Genomic DNA, 22,025 nt, shown 5'->3' with positions numbered 1-22,025 from the left:
CGCTTCAGCCGGGGAAATTCATAGCCTTTGGGCGATTGTCAGGGCATGAAAGAAGCAACCGGAACGGCGCAAAGTCCTGAATCGCGGGAATGGCAGCTTTATAGAGAGGCGACGGGCGTTTCGCTCATCCCGGCCCACGCAAAATCCATTCAGAGCGAGCGCAATTGATCCGAAACGGTTCCGATTGCTTTCAGGATGAAGGACGAAGCCTCTGCGTTGTAAGCTAATGCAGGGGATCCTCAGGCATCCACCGAAATCACTCCGCGCCTTATCTGATCCAGCTCGATACTTTCGAACAAGGCCTGGAAATTGCCGTTGCCGAAGCCCTCATTCCCCTTGCGCTGGATGATCTCGAAGAAAATCGGCCCGAACATATTCTCGGTGAAGATTTGCAGCAAAATCCCCTCGCCATTCTCCACCGAACCGTCGATCAATATCCGGTTCTTCTTCAGCCGCTCCAAGTCCTCGCCATGCCCCGGCACGCGCTTGTCGACCAGTTCATAATAAGTCTCGATCGTATCCTGAAGCCGCACGCCACGCGCCCGCAACTTTTCCACCGTCTCGTAGATATTGTCGGTGGTGAGCGCGAGATGCTGAATCCCCTCGCCATGATATTGGCGGATGAATTCCTCGATCTGGCTCTTGTCGTCCTGGCTTTCGTTCAGCGGAATGCGAATGGCCCGGTCCGGCGCGATCATCGCCTGACTGAACAGACCGGTCGCCTGCCCCTTGATATCGAAATATTTCTGTTCCTCGAAACCGAAGAGCGTCCGATAAAACTGGCTCCACACCCGCATCTGCCCGCGCCGGACATTGTGGGTCAAATGGTCGAGCATATCCAAGCCGACATTATTCTTCGCCTCGGCCTCGCGCCAGCCGGGAAATTCCGCCCAGTCGGCGTACAGATCTTCTCCATCTCTGATGAAATAAAGATAGGAACCGCCAATGCCCTGGATGACGGTATCGTCCTCATCGGTCGGCTTCGCCCCATGCTCCAGCGCCCAGGCCATCGCCGCTTCGGGATCGGCCACGCGAAAGGCCATGGCGCTCGCGGACGGCCCATGCTCGCCCCGGAAAGCCGCCACCCGCCCGGCATCGTCGCGGTTCAGCATCATGTTGATGCGCCCCTGCTTGTAACGCGTGATATTCTTGGTCGGATGCCGATGGCTGGCCACGAAGCCCAATTGTTCGAATTGCCGTCCCATGGCTTCGGGATCTGGCGAGGTGAATTCGACGAACTCGAAACCGTTAAGGCCCAGCGGATTGATGTTGTCAGCCATGAAGGCGATCCTCTCGATTATGATAGATAGGGTGCGAGGCCCGCGACAAAGGCAGGAATATTGTCCAGCGTCAGCATGCCATCTTCGCTCGCGCATAGTCCTGCGTGCCGCGGTGATAGACGCGATCTTCGGGCAACACCGCATCGGGCGCCAGATCGCTCTCGCCCTCCAGCTCGCGATAAATGGGGCCGAAGTCCACGTCCGATGTCCTCGCCAGTAAATCCTCGAAACTGTCGATGACGAAATAACTCTGCTGATAGTCGTCGATGCGATATTCCGTCCGCATCAGCCGCTTGAGATCAAAGCCGATCCGATTGGGCGAGGCGTCGTCCAGCGCGAAGACGGACTCTCCATAGGAGGAGACGATGCCTGCTCCATAAAGCTGCATCCCGCCCTCGCGCCGCATCAGCCCGAACTCCACCGTATACCAGTAAAGCCGCGCCAGATGATCGATCGCTCCCATATGGTCGGCGCGCAAACCGCCCTCGCCATAGGCCTGCATATAGTCCGCAAAGGCCGGGTTGGTCAGCAAAGGCACATGGCCGAAGACATCGTGAAAGACATCCGGCTCTTGCAAATAATCGATCTGCGCCGGCTTGCGGATAAAGCGCCCGGCGACGAAGCGCCGATTGGCCAAATGCTCGAAAAACACCCGGTCGGGCACCAGCCCCGGCACCGCCACTACCTGCCATCCGGTGCGCCGCATCAGCCGCTCCGACAGTTCGGCAAAATCGGGAATGCCGGGCCGCGTCATCCGCAGAATGTCCAGCCCTTCAAGGAATTCCGGCACGACCCGGCCCGGCAGCATCGCCGCTTGGCGCTCGAACAGCCGGTCCCACATCGCATGCTCGTCAGGCGTATAGGCAGCCCAGTCCTGCGGAACTGTCCAGTCCGCAGCCGCGCCGTCAGGAAGTGCCAGTTCAGCCTGTGCCATGGGAAGCCTTATCGCACGCCCAAGGGGAAAATGGGTTTCATTTTCGCGCAAATTGCGCCGTATGATGAAACGGGATCATCAACTCAGTCGATAATATGAAACAATCTCATCCCAAAATGCCCGGCAAGTCCAACCCTTTCTCCCGCGCGCACTCCCGCGCAATTTCATAACCCGCATCCGCATGCCGCATCACTCCGGTCGCCGGATCGTTCCACAACACCCGTTCCAAGCGCCTGGCCGCCGCCTCGGTTCCATCCGCGACGATCACCATCCCCGCATGCTGGGAATAGCCCATGCCGACCCCGCCGCCATGATGCAGCGACACCCAGGTCGCGCCCGAAGCGGTGTTCAGCAACGCATTGAGTAGCGGCCAGTCGGAAACGGCATCGCTGCCGTCCCTCATCGCCTCCGTCTCCCGATTGGGCGAAGCGACCGAGCCGGAGTCCAGATGATCCCGCCCGATCACTACCGGCGCCTTCAACTCGCCCTTCGCCACCATCTCGTTGAAGGCCAGCCCCAGCCGATGCCGGTCCCCCAATCCCACCCAGCAAATCCGCGCCGGCAGCCCCTGAAAGTGAATCCGCTCCCGCGCCATATCCAGCCAATGGTGCAGATGCGCGTCATCGGGCAGCAATAACTTCACCTTGGCATCGGTGCGGTAGATATCCTCCGGATCGCCCGACAAGGCGGCCCAGCGGAACGGCCCGATCCCCCGGCAGAACAGCGGCCGGATATAGGCCGTCACGAAGCCGGGGAAATCGAAGGCGTTCTCGACCCCCTCATCCTTCGCCATCTGGCGGATATTATTGCCATAATCGGTGGTCGGCACACCCGCCGCCTGAAAGTCCAGCATCGAGCGCACATGCACGGCCATGCTCGCCTTCGCGGCCTTCGCCACTGCTTCCGGCTCCCGCTCCCGCCGCTCAATCCACTCCGCGACGGTCCACCCGATGGGCAGATAGCCATTCACCGGATCATGCGCGCTGGTCTGGTCGGTCAATAGGTCTGGCCGCACCCCGCGCCGATAGAGTTCCGGCAGAACCTCCGCCGCATTGCCCAACAACCCCACCGAAACCGGCTTCCGTTCCGCGCAACTCTTCTTAATGATCTCCAAGGCTTCCTCGATCGAAGAAGCCGCCGCGTCGAGATAGCCCGTCCGCAACCGCATCTCGATCCGGCTCGGTTGGCATTCCACGGCCAGACAGGAAGCCCCCGCCATCACCGCCGCGAGAGGCTGCGCCCCGCCCATGCCCCCCAGACCGGCGGTCAGCAGCCACTTCCCTGAAAGGTCGCCGCCATGATGCTGCCGCCCCATCTCGACGAAGGTTTCGTATGTTCCCTGCACGATCCCCTGCGTGCCGATATAAATCCACGACCCTGCCGTCATCTGCCCGTACATGGCCAGGCCTCGCTTATCGAGCTCGTTGAAATGCTCCCAATTCGCCCAATGCGGCACCAGATTGCTGTTCGCGATCAACACGCGAGGCGCATCCACATGCGTCCGGAATACTCCCACAGGCTTCCCCGACTGAACCAATAAAGTCTGGTCGTCGTCCAGCCGCTTCAGCGTCTCGACGATCCGGTCATAACTCTCCCAGTCGCGCGCCGCCCGCCCGATGCCGCCATAGACGACCAGCTCCTCCGGCCGCTCCGCCACATCGGGGTGGAGATTGTTCATCAGCATCCGCAAGGGGGCTTCGGTCAGCCAGCTTTTCGCGCTCAGCGTCGTGCCGGTGGCGGGCCGGATCATGCGGCTGTTATCGATACGGGTCATCAGGCTTCCTCATATGCTATTGTGCATTCAGCCGTGAGCTTCCGCAAAACGGATGCATCGGCGCAAAATCTTGGTCAGAACGGCACGCATCGGCGCGGCATAATCGGCATCGAAAACCGGCGGCCAAGCGCCCGCTTCATCCAGATACCCCCGCATCGCCAGCTCCATCTGGATTGCATGCACGCCCTTGTCCGGTTCGCCATAGTTGCGCGTCGTCCACCCGCCCTTGAAGCGCCCGTTCAGCACATGGCTCTGCCCGTTCGCCGCGCAAATCTCCTGCACGGCGGCTGAGAGAACAGGCGAACAACTCACCCCGCCAAAAGTACCGATATTGAACAGCGGCAATTCGCCCTCGAACAGCCGGGGCACATGGCTTCGGATCGAATGCGCATCATAGAGCACTACCCGCTCATGCCGCACCCTCAGCCGCGCAATTTCCCCCGTCAGCGCCGCATGATAGGGCACGAACCAGCCTTGGGTCCGCCGGGCGACCTCCGTCTCATCGGGCACGGCCCCCGCATAAAGCGGCTCCCCATCGAAAGTCGTCGTCGGGCACAATTCCGTCGTAGCCTGCCCCGGATAGAGCGAAGCCCCGGACGGGTCACGGTTCACATCGACAACGCTCCGCGAAACCGCCGTCCGCACGACCGTCACGTCCAGATCGCGGGCAAAGGCGTAAAGCCGATCCACCCACCAATCCGCATCCCACAGCGCCAGTTCGGGCGAACGGAAATCCGCCTCCACATCGGCAAGATCGGTTCCGCTATGGGGCAAGGCGACGATCAAGGGCGCCTCGCCCGGAGTGACTTCCAGCCAGCTCATCCCACCACGCCCGGCAGAGCCAGCCCTGCCGCCTCGATCACCGCGCCGGAGCGCACCAGATGATTGGCGATCTCCATATCCGGATGGAAATGCCGGTCCTCCTCCAGATGCGGCACTTCGGCGCGCAGCCGCGCCCGCACAGCCTCCAACGCGTCGGAAGAGGTCAAGGGTGCGTGGAAATCGCAACCCTGCGCCGCCGCCAGATATTCGATGCCGATCACGCCTTCGGCATTCTCCACCATCTCCGCCAATCGCCGCGCCCCATGCGCCGCCATCGACACATGATCCTCCTGATTGGCGGAGGTCGGGATGGAATCCACGCTCGCCGGAAAGGCCCGTTGCTTGTTTTCGGAAACCAGAGCCGCCGCCGTCACCTGCGGGATCATGAAGCCGCTGTTCAGCCCCGGCCGGGGCGTCAGAAAGGCGGGCAGTCCCGACAAGGCCGGATCGACCAGCATCGCGATCCGCCGTTCGGCTATGGACCCGATCTCGCACACCGCCATGGCGATCATGTCGGCGGCAAAGGCCACCGGCTCCGCATGGAAATTGCCGCCCGACAAAGCCTCATCCGTCTCCGCGAAGATCAGCGGATTGTCGGATACCCCATTGGCCTCCGTCTCCAGCATCGCGGCGGCGGACCGCATCACATCCAGCGCCGCGCCCATCACCTGCGGCTGGCAGCGCAGGCAATAGGGATCCTGCACCCGTGGATCGTCCGCCCGATGCGAAGCGCGAATGGCCGACCCCGCCATCAACGCGGCCAGGGCTTCCCCTACCGCGATCTGCCCCGCATGCCGCCGCAGCCGATGGATACGCGGATCGAACGGCGCATCGGTTCCCTTGGCCGCCTCGGTCGACAAAGCCCCGGTGACAAGCGCGGTCCGGAACAACCGATCCGCCCCGAACAACCCGGCCAGCGCATTCGCCGTCGAAAACTGCGTCCCGTTGAGCAGCGCCAACCCCTCTTTCGGTCCCAACTCCAGCGGCGCCAGTCCAGTCCGCGCCAAAGCCTCCGCAGCAGGCAAACGCTTGCCCTCGACCCAAATCTCCCCCACCCCGATCATCGCGGCGGTCATATGCGCCAGCGGGGCCAGATCGCCGCTCGCTCCCACCGATCCCTGCGCCGGTACAACCGGAGTGAGCCCCCGCGCCAGCATCGCCTCCAGCAAGGCCACGGTCTGCGGCCTGATCCCCGAAGCCCCCTGCGCCAGGCTCGCCAGCTTCAACGCCATCATCAACCGCACCACCGGCACGGGGGAGGGGCGACCGGTCCCCGCTGCATGGCTCAGCACGATATTGCGCTGGAGCGCCGCCAGATCGTCATCGCCGATCTTCACGCTCGCCAGCTTCCCGAAGCCGGTATTGATCCCATAGACCGGCTCATGCCGCGCCAATATGCGTTCGACCGCCGCCGCCCCCGCCGCGATCCGGGGTGCGGATGCCGGGTCCAGCCCGACTGCCGCGCCCTCATGGATCGCCCGCCATTGCCCCAGCGAAACCTCGCCCGGAATGAGCATCATCGTCCTCTCCAGATACGGGCATGGAGCGGATTATACCCCATGCGATACACCAGCTCGGCAGGCCGCTCTATGTCCCAGATCGCGAGATCGCAGCTCTTGCCGACCTCCAAAGTCCCGACCCGGTCGAGCAACCCCAAAGCCCGCGCCGCCTCCCGCGTCACCCCGGCCAGACATTCCTCGACGGTCAGCCGGAACAGGGTCGCCCCCATATTTATCGCCAGCAGCAGCGATGTCAGCGGCGAAGTCCCCGGATTGCAGTCGGTCGCCAGCGCCACAGGCACCCCCGCCCGCCGCAGCGCGTCAACGGGTGGCGCCTTGCTATCGCGCATGAAGTAGAAGGCTCCCGGCAACAGCACCGCCACCGTTCCGGCCCGCGCCATGGCTGCCACGCCCACCTCGTCCAGATGCTCCAGATGATCCGCCGACAAGGCGCCATGCCGGGCAGCCAGTTCCGCGCCATGCAGGTTGGACAATTGCTCCGCATGCAACTTCACCGGCAAGCCAAGCCGCCGCGCCGCTTCGAACAATCGCCCGATCTGGGCAGGCGAAAAGCCGATCCCCTCGCAAAAGCCGTCCACCGCGTCGGCCAGCGGCGCCACCGCCGGCAAGACCCGCTCGATCAGCAGATCGACATAGCCCTCCGCATCCCCGGCAAATTCCGGCGGAATAGCATGCGCGCCCAGAAAAGTCGTAGCGACTGACACCGGCCGTGCTTCCCCTAGCCTCCGCGCTGCCCGCAGCATCTTCGCTTCATTCTCAAGGTCCAGCCCATAGCCCGACTTCACCTCGACCGTGGTGACGCCTTCGGCCATCAGCGCGTCCAGCCGGGGCAGGGCGCTCGCCACCAGCGCATCCTCGCTCGCTTCGCGCGTGGCCCGCATGGTGGAGACAATCCCGCCCCCAGCCCGCGCAATCTCCTCATAGCTGGCCCCGGCGAGCCGCATCTCGAACTCAGCCGCCCGATCGCCGCCATGCACCAGATGGGTGTGGCAATCGATCAGTCCCGGCGTGATCCACCGCCCGGCGCAGTCGATGACTTCCACCGCGTCCGGCGCGTCCCCGGCAGGTCCGGCATAGCAGATCAGACCCCCGCGCACGCCCACCGCGCCGCCCTCGATCACTGGCACGTCACCCCGCAAGGTCGCGATCCGCGCATGGGTCCAGACTCTATCGCAGGGAGGGGGCATCGTCATTTCCCACTGGCATCGACTCAATAATGTATATACTTAAATGCGTACTATCACCATTGTCCAGAGAAGGAAGAGAATGGCGCTCTGGTTCGAACAGGCCTTGCTCCCCGAAGGCTGGCGCAGCGGCGTCCGCATCACCCTGAGCGGCGGCCGGATCGCGACCATCACCCCCGACACCAGCCCCGCACCTGAAGACGAACGCCACGGCCCTGCCTTCGCAGGCTTGCCCAATGTCCACAGCCACGCCTTTCAGCGCGCCATGGCGGGCCTCACCGAGAGGGCGGGGGCGGGCAAAGACAGCTTCTGGACCTGGCGCGAGGCGATGTACCGCTTTGTCGATCGCCTCGATCCCGATGGCCTGCATGCCATCGCCGCGCTGGCCTATGCCGAAATGCTGGAAAGCGGCTTCACCAGCGTCGGGGAGTTTCACTATCTCCACCACGACCCTAGCGGCGTCCCTTATGCCAACCCCGCCGCCATGGCCGAAGCAATTGCGGAAGCCGCCCAGGAGACGGGCATGGCGCTGACTCTGCTCCCGGTCTTCTACGCTCATTCCGATTTCGGCGGCGCGCCCCCGACGACAAGCCAACGCCGCTTCCTCCACAGCCGGGACAGTTTTTCCCGCCTGATGGAAGCCCTCAAGCTCCTCGACGCGACATTGGGCGTAGCGCCCCACAGCCTCCGCGCCGTCACGCCTGAAGAACTGGCGGACGTCACAATTCTCGCGCCGGACGGGCCCATCCATATCCACATCGCTGAACAGCGTGCCGAGGTCGAAGCCTGCCTGGCCTGGAGCGGCCAACGCCCGGTCGAATGGCTGATGGATCACGCCCCGGTCGACCGCCGCTGGTGCCTCGTCCACGCCACCCACGTCACCGACAGCGAACTTGGCGCCGTCGCGAAAAGCGGCGCCACTGTCGGCCTATGCCCCATCACCGAAGCCAATCTGGGCGACGGCCTGTTCCCCGCCCAAGCCTTCCTCGCCCAGGGCGGCCGGATCGGCATAGGCTCCGATTCCAACGTCGAAATCGACGCCGCCGCCGAACTGCGCCTTCTGGAATATGGCCAGCGCTTGATCCATCAGGGCCGTAACCTACTCACAGCCCCAGACCAATCCACCGGCGCCAGTCTCTACCGTCATGCCCAAAATGGCGCCCAGGCTCTCGGCCACCTCCCCGCAGCCCTCACCCCCGGCGCCCGCGCCGACATCGTGATCCTCCGCCGCGATCACCCCGCCACCGCAGCCCGCTCAGGCGATCATCTGCTCGATAGCTGGATCTTCGCCCGCGCCGACATCGATAGCGTCTGGTGCGCCGGTAAGAAGCGGGTTAGCGCGGGCCTCCACCACGCCCGCCCCGCCATAGAGGCACGCTACATCCAATTGCTCAAGGCCCTGCTCGATTGACCCGTCCCCAGACAGACGCGCTCCACAGCCGCATCCGCCGCGACATAGAAGGCCGCATCATGTCGGGGCAATGGCGTCCCGGCCACCGCATCCCCTACGAGCATGAGTGGATGGAGACCTATGGCTGCTCCCGCATGACGGTGAACAAGGCGCTGCGCTCGCTGGTGCAATCGGGCCTGCTCGAAAGCCGCAAGCGCGCTGGCACCTTCGTCGCCGCCCCCCGCTTCCACCGCGCCGCACTCGAAATCCCGGACATCCGCGCCGAGGTCGAGGGGCAGGGCCTTGCCTACCGCCTCGACCTTCTGCGCTGCGAGCGGCGCAAGGCGACGGCGGACGACAAGACGCTGCTGCGCATCGCGGACGGCGAATTGCTGGCGATCGAATGCCGCCATTTCGCAGAAGACCTGCCCTATGCCCTCGAACAGCGCCTCATCAACCTTGCCGCCGTCCCCGAAGCGGCGGAGGCGGATTTCTCCACCGAACCGCCCGGCTCCTGGCTGCTCGCCCATGTTCCCTGGACCGAAGCCGAACATCGCATCACCGCCATCACCGCCGACAAAGCGACGGCGGGAAGCCTCCAGTCCCCGGAAAACGCCGCCTGTCTGGCGCTGGAGCGCTGGACATGGCGTGGCGAGGAACGCATCACCTACGCCCGCATGCTCTACCCCGGCGACCGTTACGCGCTGACCGCCCACTTCCACGCCGGACTCTCAATCAGCGCTTCCCCCGGAAAGCCCATCGCATCGTCCCGGCCAAGGCAAAAGCCCCTACCCGAACCAAGGGCCATGCCATGACCGGCACCGAAAACCCATGCATCCGCCGCGCCCACCCCGGCAGCAAGGCCACGGAAGCCTGCATCATCATCGCCTGCGCCGGAGCCAACGCAATCGAAGGCGCAGGCTGGTGCAACACTCTCCGCGCGACTTCCCGCGTCCGCTCCGTCACCGTCAGCTCGTCCCGAAAGCGCGCCATCAATATCACCGCCTGCGCCCGGCTTTCCGGCACCGGGTCAGCCCCCAAGGCTCGCGCCACCAGGGCGGTCTCCGCAAAATAGCGGTCCTGCTCGGCCAGCGGCATGAACGGCTCCCCATAAGCGATCCACGCATCCAGAAAGCTCAAAGCCTCGCAAACATGTACCCAGGCGAGCAACCAGGGATCATTCGCCGCATAAACCGCGCCGCCCTCCAAAGTCCCCCGCACATGCTCATGCACCTGCCGCACGCGCGCGATCGCCGCTTCCGCCTCCGCCCGCTCGGCATAGGTGGTCACCGCGATGAACCGCGCCGTCCGCCGCAGCCGCCCCAGCATATCGTCGCGGAAACTGCTATGATCCCAAATCCCCGCCAGCGCGGCGGGATGCAGCATCTGCATTAGCAAGGCGCTCACCCCGCCGATCATCATGCTGGTGACATCGCCATGCACCCGCCGGATCACCGAGCCGGGCGGATATAGCGCCAGATCCGAAGCCTTGACCGGCTTCTCCCCCTTTGCGCTGTCATGGAACACACCCCGCACCTGCCTCACCAACAGGCGCCGCAGCATGTGCGAGGGACGTTCGATCACCTGATCCTCCTCATGAAGGCATGGGGAGGATCAGCTTTCCTACCCGGCCGCCATCTGCGTCATCGACGCATAATCCGTCTTGCCGGTTCCCAACAAAGGCAGCGCGTCCAGCACCCGGATCTCCCGCGGCAGAGCGAGTTCCGCCACCCCATGCGCCTTGCCCCAGGCCTGCAAGGCCGCAGCCTTCGCCTCCCGCGCCGTGGTGAACAGCACCAACTGCTCCCCCTTGCGCGCATCCGGGCGCGTCACCACCGCATGCTCGGCATCCGGCCAGACCGCCGAAGCATAGCCTTCCACGGCGGGGAGGGAAATCATCTCGCCGCCAATCTTGGCAAAGCGCTTCGCCCGCCCTCTTATGGTCACGAAACCCTGCTCATCGATGGTCACGATGTCGCCCGTATCATGCCACCCGCCTTCCGGCGGTTGCAGCACGCCCGGCGCATCGGCCTTCATATAGCCCGCCATGATATTCGGCCCCCGGATCGAGAGCCGCCCGCCCTCGCTGATCCCCGGCATATCGTCCAGCCGCGCCTCGATCCCCGGCAGCAGCCGCCCGACCGATCCGGCGCGGAAATGCATCGGCGTGTTGACCGCGATCACCGGCCCCGCCTCGGTCGCGCCATAGCCTTCCAGGATGCGCAGCCCGAACTTCTCGGCATAGATTTTGCGCGTCTCCTCCCGCACCCGCTCGGCCCCCGCGAAGATGTAGCGCAGCGAATAGAAATCATAGCCATGCGCCATCCGCGCATAGCCCGACAGGAAGGTGTCCGTCCCGAACAGGATCGTCGCATTGGCGTCATAGGCGAGCGCCGGCACGATCCGGTAATGCAGCGGACTGGGATAGAGCAGCGTCTTCACCCCATGGAAGATCGGCAGCAAAGTCCCGCCGGTCAGCCCGAAACTATGGAACACAGGCAAGGCGTTCAACACCACATCGGCGGAATTGAAATCGATCCGAGCCGCCAACTGGCGACAATTGGCCAGCAGGTTGCGATGGGTCAGCACCACCCCTTTGGGCAGCCCTTCCGATCCGCTGGTGAAGAGAATGACCGCCGCATCGTCCGGCGTAACCCCGAGCCGCTTATGCGCCCGCCCGGCAAAGCGGCTGGCGATCAACCCCCGTAGCTTTGCGCCGGTCCCGATGCCCGCCGCCACATCCTCCAGCCAGATAAAGCTGATCCCCTCGGCTTCCAGTCCGGCGACGACGTCCCCCAATTTCCCCTGCTCGACAAAGGCACGAGCCGTCACGATCGTCCTGATCTGCGCGGCGGTGCAGGCCGCCTTCAGGTTCGCCAGCCCCGCTGTGAAATTCAGCATCGCCGGCACGCGTCCGCCCGCCTGCAAGGCAAAGAAAGCCACCGCCACCCCCGCCACATTAGGCAGCAGCACGCCGACCGCTTCCCCCTGCCGCGTCGAACGGCCCAAGGCCCGCCCCAGCACCAGCGCGCCCGTCACCAGCCGCCCGTAACTCAGCGGCTCGCGCTTCACATCCTCGACCACCAGCGCGCCCGCGCCATGGACATGCCGCGCCTCCAGTAGCGCCTCGAACAAGGTCCGGTCCGTGTCCGATGTCGCGAACATCATCTGGCTCATCTCGTCATAGAGCCGCCGCCCGGCAATCGCGCGCCGCGCCCGCGCTGTCATCTCGCCCTCTATGGCGAAGCGGCGCGGCGGCAGCACCGTCAGCGAGATCTTGGGGAAACGCCGCAACCGCACCTTGCCCTTCAGCCGCGAGAAGGGCGTGAACTGCGCGCCGTCGATCCGCACCGGGATGATCGGCGCATCGGCCTTGTCCGCGACCATGCCGGGGCCGTCGAACACCTTCATCAGAGCGCCGGTCACGGTGATCCGGCCTTCGGGGAAAATCACCAAAGTGCGCCCCTCCCGCACCGCCTTCACCATCGCCTTGGCCGACAGGGGATTGGTCGGATCGACCGGAAAGGCATCGAACAGGGGAAGAAAAGGCTTCACCCACCAGGCCTTGGCGATCCGCGTATGCACCGCGAAAGTCGGCTTGCCAGGCAGGAAAGCCGCCAGCAGCAAGCCGTCGAGAAACGACACATGGTTCACCACCACGACCGCCGGTTCCCCGACGCCGGGCATATTCTCCGCCCCAAGTACCTCCACCCGGTAGCAAAGCCGCAGCAGCCCCCGCACGATCGCCTTGATGACCGTCTCCGGCAGCAACCAGCAGCTAATCAGCGCAACGACCAGAGTCGCAAAGCCCATCACCCCGATGACGCCGGGCACGCTCTCCCCCCGCGCCAGCATCGCCGTCACCGCCGATACGACCGCCACCGTGGTCGCCGCATTGACGATATTGTTCGCGGCGATGGTCCGCGACCGCTCCTCACGCGGGCTGTGCGTCTGAAGAATGGCGTAGAGCGGCACGATGAACATCCCGCCCGCAAAGGCGATGCCGAACAGATCGACCATGATCCGCCAGCTCCCCGGCGACCCGACGAATACGGCAATGCCCGCGCCCGAATGCACGGGGACATAAGCACTGGTCGACAGCCACAGATCGATCATGAACCCCGCCAGCGCCAGCGCGGACACCGGCACGAACCGCGCCGACACATGCCCGCCCAGCAGCCGGTTCACCAGCATCGACCCCAGCGCCACGCTGATCGAGAAGATCAGCAGGAAGAAGGTGGCGACCTCCTGCCGCGCTTTCAGAACCCCGCTCACCAAAGGCGCGAATTCCGCCAGCAGCACTGCGCCCACCGCAAAGAACCAGCTTATCCCCAGGATCGACAGCCACACGCCCCGCCCATGCCGGGCGGCTTTCAATATATGCCAGGTACTCCTGAACACATTCCGCTCGATCCGCAGCCCCGGCACCACCGTCGGCGCGGTCGGCACCGCCAGACTGACCAGAAACCCCAGCGTCGCCAGCCCGACCGCGACCATGCCTGCTTCCCAGGGCGGAATGACGCCCGCCAGCAACTGCCCGCTCAGGATCGCAAGGAAAGTCCCCGCTTCGATCAGCCCGGTCCCGCCCATAATCTCTTCAGGCCGCAAATGCTGCGGCAGGATCGAGAATTTGACCGGCCCGAAGATCGTCGAATGCAGCCCCATCAGGAACAGGCAAGATAGCAGCACCGGCACCGATTCCAGCCAAAATCCGGTGACGGCCAGCGCCATGATGACGACCTCCGCCGCCTTGACTGCCCGCACCAGCTTCGCCTTGTCCCAGGCGTCAGCCAACTGACCCGCCAGCGCGGAAAAGAGGAAATAGGGCAGGATGAACAGGCCCGTGGCGATCGTCGCCAGCAGCTCCGCCTTGTCCGGCTCGGCGCGATAGAGGCCGAAATTGGCCAGGAACAACAGAGCGAACTTCAACAGATTGTCGTTGAACGCGCCCAGGAACTGCACCACGAACAAGGGCGCGAAACGGCGTTTACCCAGCAAAGACAGATCAGGTGCGGACATTTTCTTACCCCCGTCCTTCACGCATTATGCAGCATTTGTCGCGGAGTTGTTAAGCGGCTCCCGCAGCACGCGATTATAAAGCCATCCGATCCCGATCAGGCTGAACCCCAAAGCCAGGAAGGATGCGATCCGCAACAGGCCGGTGAGGCCTGAGGCATCGAACAGGAACACCTTGGCCACCGCCGCCAACATCAGCAGCAGCGAAGCGATCCGCCAATCCCCGGCTTTCCTGTGTATGCCCCAGAGCAGGAAGCCGATCGCCAGCCCCAAAGCCAGCACGGACCGCAATATGTCCTCCGCCTGGCTCACTCCCGGCACGGTCAGCAATGATCCGACGAAAAGCTGCCGCAGCAAGGCTATCCCGGACAGCGCGATCAACGCCATCCGCAACCCGTCCGCCACGCGCGGCGCCCAAGTCCCGGCGATCCAAAGCGCCGCGAAGGAGAGTGCAAAAGCAGCCGACAGCAGATTGAAAACCGGCCAGCTCCCCACCGCCTGCGGAAACCACAGCGGATCATGCAGCACAACGGTATAGACCAGCAAATGCGCCAACCCCGCACCCGCGAGCAGTCCTCCGACCGCCCATCCCAATAGCGGCGGGAAAGGTCGGGGGAGGGCCAGTCGCTCCATCCGCCAAGCCACGAACCCGGCTCCAATCAAAAGCCCCTCCCAAAGCGTCCGCTCCGCCAAGGCGAGGCGCGTCACATCGTCCCAGCTCTCCAGCCCGAAGACCTGCTTATACCCGACATGCACGGCGACCCCGCCCAGCACCGCCGCGACAACCCATCCGACCCGCCGTTCGATCACCCCGACAACCGAACGAGCCCGCCACAAGGCAAAGCCCAACATCACCGCAGGCACCACCAGACGCCGCACCGCTTCCCCGATCCCCGGCAAATCCCGCGCCAGCATCGGCTCGCCCACCAGCGACAGCAAGGCCCGCCCCGACCAAAGTCCCACCGGCCAGCATGCCCAAAGCGCCACCACCGTCAGAGCCACGCCCAACCCAGGCGCCATCCGTCCCACGGCTAGTTTCCGCGCGCCTTCCGCCAACAGGGCCAGACCCAAAGCCGCTCCCACCGGCACCCAGATTGCAGGCACCGCCTGCGCCACCGCCCCATAAGCGAGCAGCACGGCCGCGCCCTGCGCCACCATCCGGCCCTCGACGAACCGCGCCCGCCAGGCGAACAACGCCGCCATCGACGCGCCCGCCGCCCAACATATTACCCCCTGCCAGGCAGCGTCCGCCGCCGCGCCGCCCCAAAGCCGGACCACCTCATCCGATCCAGCCAAAGCCACGACCGTGCCAAAGGCGAAGCCCCAGCCACTCCATTCGACCCGCCGATCCCCGGCCCGTTCCGCCAGCATCAGCAGCCCCGCCGCCACCGCCGCGATCACCACCGCCAGCATCCATGCCGCCAGCCCCAGCCCACCGGCCACGACCAGCAGCAGCGCCGCCGCGCTCGCCAGCGTCACGAAGCGCGCATCCTCCCGCCGCCCCTCGCAACTCCAGCCGGTCAGCATCGCGACCCCCGGCAATCCTGCCGTCGCCAGCGCCAGCAGGGCAAATTCCCCGTCCAGCCCCTCGCGCCAGAAATGCCCCAGCCCCAGGGAAAAACCGCCCAGCGCCAACCCGGCGACTTGCCCCGCCTCGACCAGCGTGCCCCCGCGCCAGACCCGCCACAGGGCCGCCCCACCATAAATCGCCACCATCCCCAGCATGACGAGCGCAAAGCGTCCCATCTCCGGATCGGGCCAGACCGCCGCCAACAGCAGCGCAACGCCCAGCCCGACCGCCGCCAGAGGCCGCAGCGCCGCATCCCGCCCCAGCCACAGCAGCGCGGCCGAAAGCAGCCCGAACAGTCCCCAATGCAACAGCGAAAAACCGCCCATCGCCACCAAAGCCGCCATTTGCGCCGCCGCGACGACCGCTGCGCCGACCCGCAACAGCACCGCCCGCGCGCCCGAAAAGGCGAAAAGCGGCAGCACCACGCCCAGCATCAGCACCAGTAACCCGACTGAAAGCGAGGACGCCCAATCCAACGCCCCCACGGCCAGCATCACCGCGCCCCAAGCCGCCCCGCCGATCAGCGCACTGACGCCCAGCCACATCCACCGCTGTGCCCGCGACAGCACGGTGAGTCCGCCCACCGCCAAGGCCAGATAGCAACTCAGCAACGGCACATTGGGCTGCCCCGCCTGGACCAGCGCAGGCGCCGCCAGGCCGCCCACCAGCCCCAGCAACGCGCTTGGCGCTCCGAAACGCAGCGACAGCGCCATGGCCAGCCCGGTCACCCCCGCCAGCCCGGCAAAGGCGACCCCCGGTCCCACCAGACCATACAGCGTATGCGCCGCCAGGATGCTGACATAGAGCGTCGCCAGACCGGCCCCGGAAAGCGCCTGCCGCACCCGCGCATCGCGCACCCGCTCCTCCAGCCGCAAGGCAGCCTCGGCGCACCCGATCAGCGCCCCGCCGAACAACAGCCCCAGCACGATCCGCACCAATGGCGACAGCAAGCCCGCGTCGATCGAATATTTGACCAGCAAAACCCCCGCGACCGCCAGCGTCACCCCGCCCGCCCAGATCGGCAGGCGGCGGCCGAACAACTCCTCGAAACCGAAGGAGGGGCGGACAGGGGCTGCGATGGGCTTCTCCGGTTCGGCCGCGATTGCCTCGATCGGCGGCGGAGGAGGGGCTGTCACACTGTCCGCTCGCCGCTCCACAATCGCCGCGGGACGTAGCGCGCGCTCATCCCTCTCTTCGTCATCCCCGCGAAGGCGGGAATCCATTTCCCGCATCTCACCCCAAGGCGAACGCTCAGGAGATGGACCCCCGCCGGTGCCTGGGTGACGGTCGTGGGTAAGGGAAACGCCAATGTCAACGCTGGTCCCTTCCAATGCCGCCAACCGCCGTTCGGCGGCCTTCAGCCGCCCGCGCATGTCGAACAGAATCACCCCGAAAACCAGCAGAACAAGCGCCATGAACATGAGTCGCACCCCTGAAACCCTGCGGAACGATCATCGCACTAGCGTAAAATTAGACACTGTTCAATAAAATAATTAGACAGCGTTCAATTCTTTCACTATCGCTCTGGCATGGGAAGACGGTCCGACCATAGCCGCGAAGAACTGGAGGCGCTGATCCTTGCGGAAGGACACCGCCACATGGCCGAAACCGGCTTCGCCAAATTCTCCTCGCGCGAAGTGGCCAAGCGCATCGGCTATTCGGTCGGCACGCTCTACAATGTTTTCGGCAGCTACGACCGGCTGATCGCCGCCATCAACACGCGCACCTTCGACCTCTGGGCCGCCTTTCTGGAGCAACGCCTCGCCAGCGACCCGGCGGACCGCATCGCCGCGCTGGTGGAGGGCTATTTCAGCTTTGCCCAGGACAATATGAATATCTGGATGGCGATCTACGATCATCGCTTGCCGCCCGGCGTCCCCCTGCCGGAGGATTATGCCCGCCAGCGCGCAGGCCTTACCGAAGTCGTCGTGCGCGAAGTTGCCGCCGTCCTGCCGCCGCACACAAGGGACGTCGCGTCACGCCTCGCCCGCTCGCTGGTGGCGACCGTCCACGGCCACTGCACCTTCGCGCTCAACGGCAGCTTCGCCCTTTTGGGGGAGACCGACCCGCTCGAAATGGCGACGGCCCGCGTCAAGGAATCATTGAGGGCCGCCGGGGCAAAGATGTAACATATGGAGGCAATAGGGGAACGCGACGCAGCCTTCTGAATCTGCTATAGTCCGCCCCGCTGTCTGGGGAGTCGCATCATGGTCTACTGGATGCTCAAGGGCCGGGAATTCGCCAATTGCAACTGCGAATATGGCTGCAACTGCCAGTTCGGCGGCCTGCCCGACAAGGGCCATTGCCAGGCCGCCTTCGGTTTCGCCATCGATGAAGGCCGCCATGGCAATACCGACCTGTCCGGCCTCAACATCGCCGCCGTCTTCCGCTGGCCCGGCCCCATTCATGAAGGGCAGGGCGAATGCGCCGCCTTCGTCGACGAACGGGCGACGGAAGCCCAGCGCAACGCCCTGCTGACGATCATGACCGGCGGCGACACCGCGCCGATGGCGACCGTCTTCGCGGTCTTCGCCTCCACCATCACGACCATGCACGAGCCAAGCTTCGTCCCCGTGGACTTCGAGGTCGACGTGGAAGGGCGCAAGGGCCGCCTGCGCATCACCGGCCATCTGGAAATGGACGGCGAACCGATCCGCAGCCCGGTGGACGGATCGGAAATCCGCGCCCAGATTCGCCTGCCCGAAGGTTTCGAATATGAGGTGGCGGAGGTCGGCTCCGGCGCGAGCCGATCGATCGCGCCGATGCAGCTCGACCATGCATCCAGCTACGGCCAGTTCGCCTATCTCCATCTCGACAGCCACGGCGTCGTCAGGGGCTGATGGTGCCGTTATGGAGCGCGGTGCTCGCCCGGCACCGCTTGATTTCCCTTGTCGCGTTGGCGGTGCTGATCGCGCTGGCATGGAGCTGGCTATTTTCAGGCGCGGGCATGGGCATGGCTCCGACGGTTTCGCTGCTGCCCTCGGGCCTTGCCGAAGACCCGATGCTGGCGATGATGATACCCGGCGATGGACCGTGGACAGCGACGCAGTTCGTCGTGACGCTCGCCATGTGGTGGGTGATGATGGTCGCGATGATGCTCCCCTCCGCCGCGCCGACGATCCTGCTTTACGCCCGCGCCGTGCATGCCACCGCGCGCCCCGCGACGGAGAGCTTCACCTTGGGCTATCTCCTTATCTGGGGTTTCTTTTCCCTCATCGCCACGCTGGCGCAATGGCGCCTGGCCAAAGCGGCGATGCTTTCCCCCATGGCGATGGCGACCTCCAGCCGACCGCTCGCCGCCGCGCTGCTGATCGCGGCGGGGGTCTATCAGATCAGCCCGTGGAAGGACGCCTGCCTGCGCCAGTGTCGTAGCCCCGCGCAATTCCTCAGCCGCCATTTCCGGCCGGGATGGACCGGCGCGCTGCGCATGGGGATGCTCCACGGCGCCTGGTGCGTGGGTTGCTGCTGGATGCTGATGGCGTTGCTGTTCGCGGGCGGGGTCATGAACCTCGCCTGGATCGCGCTCCTGACGTTGCTCGTCGCGCTGGAAAAGCTGCTGCCCTGGGGTCGCGCGGTTTCTGTGGCGGCCGGGCTTGGCTGCATCCTCTGGGGGTGGGCGATATTGGTGGGGTGAGGGTTTATTTGCGGGAAGGGGTGGAGAGTGGACGCTTCCTGTTTTGTCATTCCCGCGAAGGCGGGAATCCATCTCCCAGCGTTGCATCAAGCGGTTAGGTCAGGAGATGGATCCCCGCCTTCGCGGGGATGACGAACTTCGAAAATGTCTTGGAATGGCCAAAACCAGCCGTCTGCCCATCACGCCTCGCCCTTTTCCATCCCCGCATGGAAGGCGATCCTCAACGCTTCGGCCAGACTCTTCACCTCCAGCTTCTGCATCAGGTTGGCGCGGTGGATTTCCACCGTGCGCGGGCTGATGCCCAGATCATAGGCGATCGTCTTGTTGGGCAATCCTTCCACCAGCCCGTCCAGCACTTCCCGTTCCCGCTCGGTCAGGATGTTGAGCCGCGCCCGCGCATCGTCGGCCCGCGCGCCCGCCCCGCGATCCGCCACGGCCACCTGCCGCGCCGCGTCGACGCAACCCATCAGCGCCGCCTTTTCGAACGGCTTTTCGATGAAGTCGCTCGCCCCGGCCTTCATCGCCGTCACCGCCATGTCGATGTCGCCATGCCCAGTCATGATGACCACCGGCAGCATGATGCCCCGCGCCCGCAGCTCGCGCTGCACCGCCAGCCCGTCTATGTCGGGCATCCGCACGTCCAGCAGCACGCAGCCCGGCTCCAGATCGGCGGCTTCCTTCAGAAAGGGTAAGCCGCCCTCGAACAGCTTCACGGCGAAACCGCTCGTCTTCAGCATGAAGGACAGCGACCGCCGGATCGCCTCGTCATCGTCCACGACATAGATGGGGAATGCTTCGCTCATGCCCTATTCTTCCTTGCTGGCCGCATTTTGCGAGCCGTCCACCGCGTCCAGGGTGAAGTGAAAGGCCGTGCCGCCCCATTGCGACGGCGCAGCCCAGATGCGCCCGCCATGCCCTTCGATGATGGTCTGGCTGATCGAGAGGCCGACGCCCATGCCGGACGCCTTGGTGGTGGTGAAGGGGGTGAAGAGCGTGCGCGACATTTCCGGCGCCAACCCCGGCCCGCTGTCCGCGATGATCACCTCCACCCGGCCGGCGTCGGTTGGGGAGGGGGCCGGGATGGCGGACAGGCGCAGGATGCGCGCCGGGCTGTCGGCCATCGCCTCCACGGCGTTCTTGGTGAGGTTGATGATGACCTGCTGCAACTGCACCCGGTTGACCAGCACCTTGTCGACACGCGGATCGACACTGATGTCCATGTCCAGCCCCCGGCTGTCGACGCCGATGAAGGCCAGCGCCGCCCCTTCCGCCAGCAGCACGCGCAGGGGTTCGGGCTGACGCATGGTTTCGCCGCGCTTGATGAACTCGCGCAGGGACCGGATGATCTCGCCCGCGCGCAGCGCCTGGTTCGCGCTTTCCGCCATCGCCTCGCGCAGCAATTCCCGGTCAACCGGCCCCTCGGCGTCGAGCATGTCGCGCCCCGCCTCCAGATAATTGGCGATGGCCGTCAGGGGCTGGTTGAGTTCATGCGCCAGCGCGGAGGCCAGCGTTCCCATCGCCGTCACCCGGCCGACATGGGCCAGCTCCGCCTGCAAATCGGCCACCCGCCGCTCGGCCTGCTGGCTTTCGGTGAGGTCGCGGATGAAGCCGGTGAACAGCCGCCGCCCCTGATCCTGCACCTCGCCCACCGACAGTTCGATGGGAAAGGTCGACCCGTCCCGCCGCCGCGCGCTGGTCAGGCGGCCGACGCCGATGATCCGCTTTTCCCCGGTCGACAGATAATGATGGATATAGCCGTCATGCCTTTCCCGGTCGGGGGAGGGCATCAGCATCGAGATATTCTCGCCCAGCACGTCGCTTTCGGCATATTGGAACATGCGCTGCGCCGCCGCGCTGAACGACACGATCTGCCCGCGCATGTCGATGACGATCAGCGCGTCCGGCACGGTCGCCAGGATGGAGCCGAGCAGAGCCTGTTCCAGACTATGCTCGCGCTGCGTCAATCCATCGGTTTCGTCGTCCGCTACCGCCATGCCCCTACCATGCCGTGGCTTCAGTGCGCCAGCAAGAGCGGAACATGCACTTCGCGCAGCAGGGCGCGGGTCACGCCGCCGAACACCATTTCCCTCAGGCGGCTATGGCCGAAGGCGCCCATCACCATCCAGTCCGGCTTCAGCACGCCGATGGCAGCCTTCAGCGCCGCTTCGACGGTGCGGCCGTCCTGCGGCCATGTGTGGAACTGGCATTTGATGCCGTGGCGGGCCAGATATTCCGGCGCGTCGGTCGCCGGGAAGGGATATTTGCCCGCTTCCTCGACCGTCACGACATGCACTTCCTCCGCCAGTTTCAGCAGCGGCACGGACAGGCGCAGCGCGGCGGAGGCTTCCTGCGAACCCTCCCATGCCACGACTGCGCGGCCCGTGACCGGAAAGGACTTCGCCTCCTGCGGCACGGCGATCACCGGAACCCGCCCGGCCAGCGCCAGATCGGCGGCCAGGTGCAGCGGATCGGCAAATTCCTTGCGCGGGCCAGCCGGCAGGGTGACGATCATGCCGTCGGTCAGCGTCGCGGCGGACAGCAGGCCATGGACGACATCGCCCTCCACATGGCGCCAGTCCCAACTCACATCCTCCCGGCGCAGCCGGTCCTCTATGCGTGTCCGGGCCTTTTCGTCGATGTCGTAGAGTTCGGCCATCATCGCCGGGGCCATGGATGCGCCGCCATACATGTCCGCCGCGACGAAATCAGGCACGGCCGTCACCTGCACGCAATGGATATGCGCGCCCGATGCACGGGCCAGATCGCAGGCCGCCTGCAAGCGGCTTTCCGCGCCATGATCTTCATGAATGTGCAGCAGGACCGATTTCATTGTCTGTCTCCCGGCAAGCGTCTCTTCCCTATCTGGCTAGGACTGCCTCGGCGCGGTCGCCATCAGGAATA

Annotated in this window: 17 protein-coding genes; 5 read left to right on the top strand and 12 right to left on the bottom strand. The window is 65.1% G+C overall.

Features of this window, described 5'->3' with window-relative positions; translation table 11 throughout:
* Positions 1-239 precede the first annotated feature (239 nt).
* From hppD to hutI, 6 genes are all read right to left on the bottom strand, one after another.
* Positions 240-1,280, bottom strand: coding sequence for a 4-hydroxyphenylpyruvate dioxygenase (hppD, locus tag HHL26_RS17570; protein WP_066562171.1), 1,041 nt, complete (start codon positions 1,278-1,280; stop codon positions 240-242).
* A 70-nt stretch (positions 1,281-1,350) separates the two neighbouring features.
* Complete coding sequence (gene phhA / locus HHL26_RS17565; RefSeq protein ID WP_169576290.1) at positions 1,351-2,214, bottom strand: phenylalanine 4-monooxygenase; 864 nt, start codon at positions 2,212-2,214, stop codon at positions 1,351-1,353.
* A gap of 106 nt (positions 2,215-2,320) precedes the next feature.
* Positions 2,321-3,988 carry a urocanate hydratase gene (gene hutU / locus HHL26_RS17560; protein ID WP_169576289.1) on the bottom strand — a complete coding sequence of 556 codons (1,668 nt, stop codon included), beginning with the start codon at positions 3,986-3,988 and terminating at the stop codon, positions 2,321-2,323.
* Positions 3,989-4,015: 27 nt separating this feature from the next.
* Positions 4,016-4,810 carry an N-formylglutamate deformylase gene (gene hutG / locus HHL26_RS17555; protein ID WP_066562175.1) on the bottom strand — a complete coding sequence of 265 codons (795 nt, stop codon included), beginning with the start codon at positions 4,808-4,810 and terminating at the stop codon, positions 4,016-4,018.
* Positions 4,807-6,330 carry a histidine ammonia-lyase gene (gene hutH / locus HHL26_RS17550; protein ID WP_169576288.1) on the bottom strand — a complete coding sequence of 508 codons (1,524 nt, stop codon included), beginning with the start codon at positions 6,328-6,330 and terminating at the stop codon, positions 4,807-4,809. The genes hutG and hutH overlap by 4 nt, the downstream gene beginning before the upstream one ends.
* Positions 6,327-7,523 carry an imidazolonepropionase gene (hutI, locus tag HHL26_RS17545; RefSeq protein WP_169576287.1) on the bottom strand — a complete coding sequence of 399 codons (1,197 nt, stop codon included), beginning with the start codon at positions 7,521-7,523 and terminating at the stop codon, positions 6,327-6,329. The genes hutH and hutI overlap by 4 nt, the downstream gene beginning before the upstream one ends.
* Before the next feature lie 73 nt (positions 7,524-7,596).
* Here hutI and HHL26_RS17540 point away from each other — a divergent pair, with 73 nt between their 5' ends.
* Entirely contained in the window at positions 7,597-8,925 is a 1,329-nt protein-coding gene (locus HHL26_RS17540; protein ID WP_169576286.1) for a formimidoylglutamate deiminase, read from the top strand.
* Entirely contained in the window at positions 8,922-9,719 is a 798-nt protein-coding gene (hutC, locus tag HHL26_RS17535; protein WP_082748969.1) for a histidine utilization repressor, read from the top strand. Before HHL26_RS17540 ends, hutC begins: the two co-directional genes overlap by 4 nt.
* Here the strand turns inward: hutC and HHL26_RS17530 are convergent.
* Genes HHL26_RS17530 through HHL26_RS17520 form a run of 3 tightly spaced genes read right to left on the bottom strand, consistent with a single transcriptional unit; the run spans position 9,640 to position 16,911 of the window.
* Positions 9,640-10,485 (bottom strand): oxygenase MpaB family protein, encoded by an 846-nt coding sequence (locus HHL26_RS17530; protein ID WP_169576346.1) that lies wholly within the window; start codon positions 10,483-10,485, stop codon positions 9,640-9,642. The two genes, hutC and HHL26_RS17530, sit on opposite strands and share 80 nt — an antisense overlap.
* A gap of 42 nt (positions 10,486-10,527) precedes the next feature.
* Positions 10,528-13,923, bottom strand: a complete 3,396-nt coding sequence (locus HHL26_RS17525) for an acyl-[ACP]--phospholipid O-acyltransferase (RefSeq protein WP_240962492.1) — start codon at positions 13,921-13,923, stop codon at positions 10,528-10,530.
* Positions 13,924-13,947: 24 nt separating this feature from the next.
* Entirely contained in the window at positions 13,948-16,911 is a 2,964-nt protein-coding gene (locus HHL26_RS17520) for a DUF2339 domain-containing protein (RefSeq protein WP_169576284.1), read from the bottom strand.
* A gap of 108 nt (positions 16,912-17,019) precedes the next feature.
* Here HHL26_RS17520 and HHL26_RS17515 point away from each other — a divergent pair, with 108 nt between their 5' ends.
* The 3 genes from HHL26_RS17515 (at position 17,020) to HHL26_RS17505 (ending at position 19,124) form a co-directional block, all read left to right on the top strand.
* Positions 17,020-17,619: a TetR/AcrR family transcriptional regulator gene (locus tag HHL26_RS17515; protein WP_087574353.1), complete on the top strand. Its 600-nt coding sequence runs from the start codon at positions 17,020-17,022 to the stop codon at positions 17,617-17,619.
* Between the two features lie 78 nt (positions 17,620-17,697).
* Positions 17,698-18,330 carry a DUF1326 domain-containing protein gene (locus tag HHL26_RS17510; RefSeq protein WP_169576283.1) on the top strand — a complete coding sequence of 211 codons (633 nt, stop codon included), beginning with the start codon at positions 17,698-17,700 and terminating at the stop codon, positions 18,328-18,330.
* Positions 18,330-19,124, top strand: a complete 795-nt coding sequence (locus HHL26_RS17505; protein ID WP_206377509.1) for a DUF2182 domain-containing protein — start codon at positions 18,330-18,332, stop codon at positions 19,122-19,124. The genes HHL26_RS17510 and HHL26_RS17505 overlap by 1 nt, the downstream gene beginning before the upstream one ends.
* Positions 19,125-19,303: 179 nt before the next feature.
* Here the strand turns inward: HHL26_RS17505 and fixJ are convergent, their stop codons facing one another.
* Genes fixJ through HHL26_RS17490 form a run of 3 tightly spaced genes read right to left on the bottom strand, consistent with a single transcriptional unit; the run spans position 19,304 to position 21,954 of the window.
* Positions 19,304-19,927 carry a response regulator FixJ gene (gene fixJ / locus HHL26_RS17500; RefSeq protein ID WP_087574462.1) on the bottom strand — a complete coding sequence of 208 codons (624 nt, stop codon included), beginning with the start codon at positions 19,925-19,927 and terminating at the stop codon, positions 19,304-19,306.
* A gap of 3 nt (positions 19,928-19,930) precedes the next feature.
* Positions 19,931-21,118: a PAS domain-containing sensor histidine kinase gene (locus HHL26_RS17495; RefSeq protein ID WP_169576282.1), complete on the bottom strand. Its 1,188-nt coding sequence runs from the start codon at positions 21,116-21,118 to the stop codon at positions 19,931-19,933.
* A gap of 20 nt (positions 21,119-21,138) precedes the next feature.
* Positions 21,139-21,954 carry a universal stress protein gene (locus tag HHL26_RS17490; protein WP_169576281.1) on the bottom strand — a complete coding sequence of 272 codons (816 nt, stop codon included), beginning with the start codon at positions 21,952-21,954 and terminating at the stop codon, positions 21,139-21,141.
* Between the last annotated feature and the right edge of the window lie 71 nt (positions 21,955-22,025).

Origin of the sequence: Sphingobium sp. TB-6 (assembly GCF_012927365.1) — a bacterium.
Lineage (GTDB): Bacteria > Pseudomonadota > Alphaproteobacteria > Sphingomonadales > Sphingomonadaceae > Sphingobium.
Note: the sequence above shows the minus strand (reverse complement) of the source record. Positions and strands in the feature narration are given on the sequence as shown.

Coding starts and splice junctions, on each gene's coding strand:
- hppD (WP_066562171.1), bottom strand. CDS start 1,280: ATGGCTGACAACATCAATCCGCTGGGCCTTAACGGTTTCGAGTTCGTC.
- phhA (WP_169576290.1), bottom strand. CDS start 2,214: ATGGCACAGGCTGAACTGGCACTTCCTGACGGCGCGGCTGCGGACTGG.
- hutU (WP_169576289.1), bottom strand. CDS start 3,988: ATGACCCGTATCGATAACAGCCGCATGATCCGGCCCGCCACCGGCACG.
- hutG (WP_066562175.1), bottom strand. CDS start 4,810: ATGAGCTGGCTGGAAGTCACTCCGGGCGAGGCGCCCTTGATCGTCGCC.
- hutH (WP_169576288.1), bottom strand. CDS start 6,330: ATGATGCTCATTCCGGGCGAGGTTTCGCTGGGGCAATGGCGGGCGATC.
- hutI (WP_169576287.1), bottom strand. CDS start 7,523: ATGACGATGCCCCCTCCCTGCGATAGAGTCTGGACCCATGCGCGGATC.
- HHL26_RS17540 (WP_169576286.1), top strand. CDS start 7,597: ATGGCGCTCTGGTTCGAACAGGCCTTGCTCCCCGAAGGCTGGCGCAGC.
- HHL26_RS17525 (WP_240962492.1), bottom strand. CDS start 13,923: ATGTCCGCACCTGATCTGTCTTTGCTGGGTAAACGCCGTTTCGCGCCC.
- HHL26_RS17520 (WP_169576284.1), bottom strand. CDS start 16,911: ATGTTCATGGCGCTTGTTCTGCTGGTTTTCGGGGTGATTCTGTTCGAC.
- HHL26_RS17515 (WP_087574353.1), top strand. CDS start 17,020: ATGGGAAGACGGTCCGACCATAGCCGCGAAGAACTGGAGGCGCTGATC.
- HHL26_RS17510 (WP_169576283.1), top strand. CDS start 17,698: ATGGTCTACTGGATGCTCAAGGGCCGGGAATTCGCCAATTGCAACTGC.
- HHL26_RS17505 (WP_206377509.1), top strand. CDS start 18,330: ATGGTGCCGTTATGGAGCGCGGTGCTCGCCCGGCACCGCTTGATTTCC.
- fixJ (WP_087574462.1), bottom strand. CDS start 19,927: ATGAGCGAAGCATTCCCCATCTATGTCGTGGACGATGACGAGGCGATC.
- HHL26_RS17495 (WP_169576282.1), bottom strand. CDS start 21,118: ATGGCGGTAGCGGACGACGAAACCGATGGATTGACGCAGCGCGAGCAT.
- HHL26_RS17490 (WP_169576281.1), bottom strand. CDS start 21,954: ATGAAATCGGTCCTGCTGCACATTCATGAAGATCATGGCGCGGAAAGC.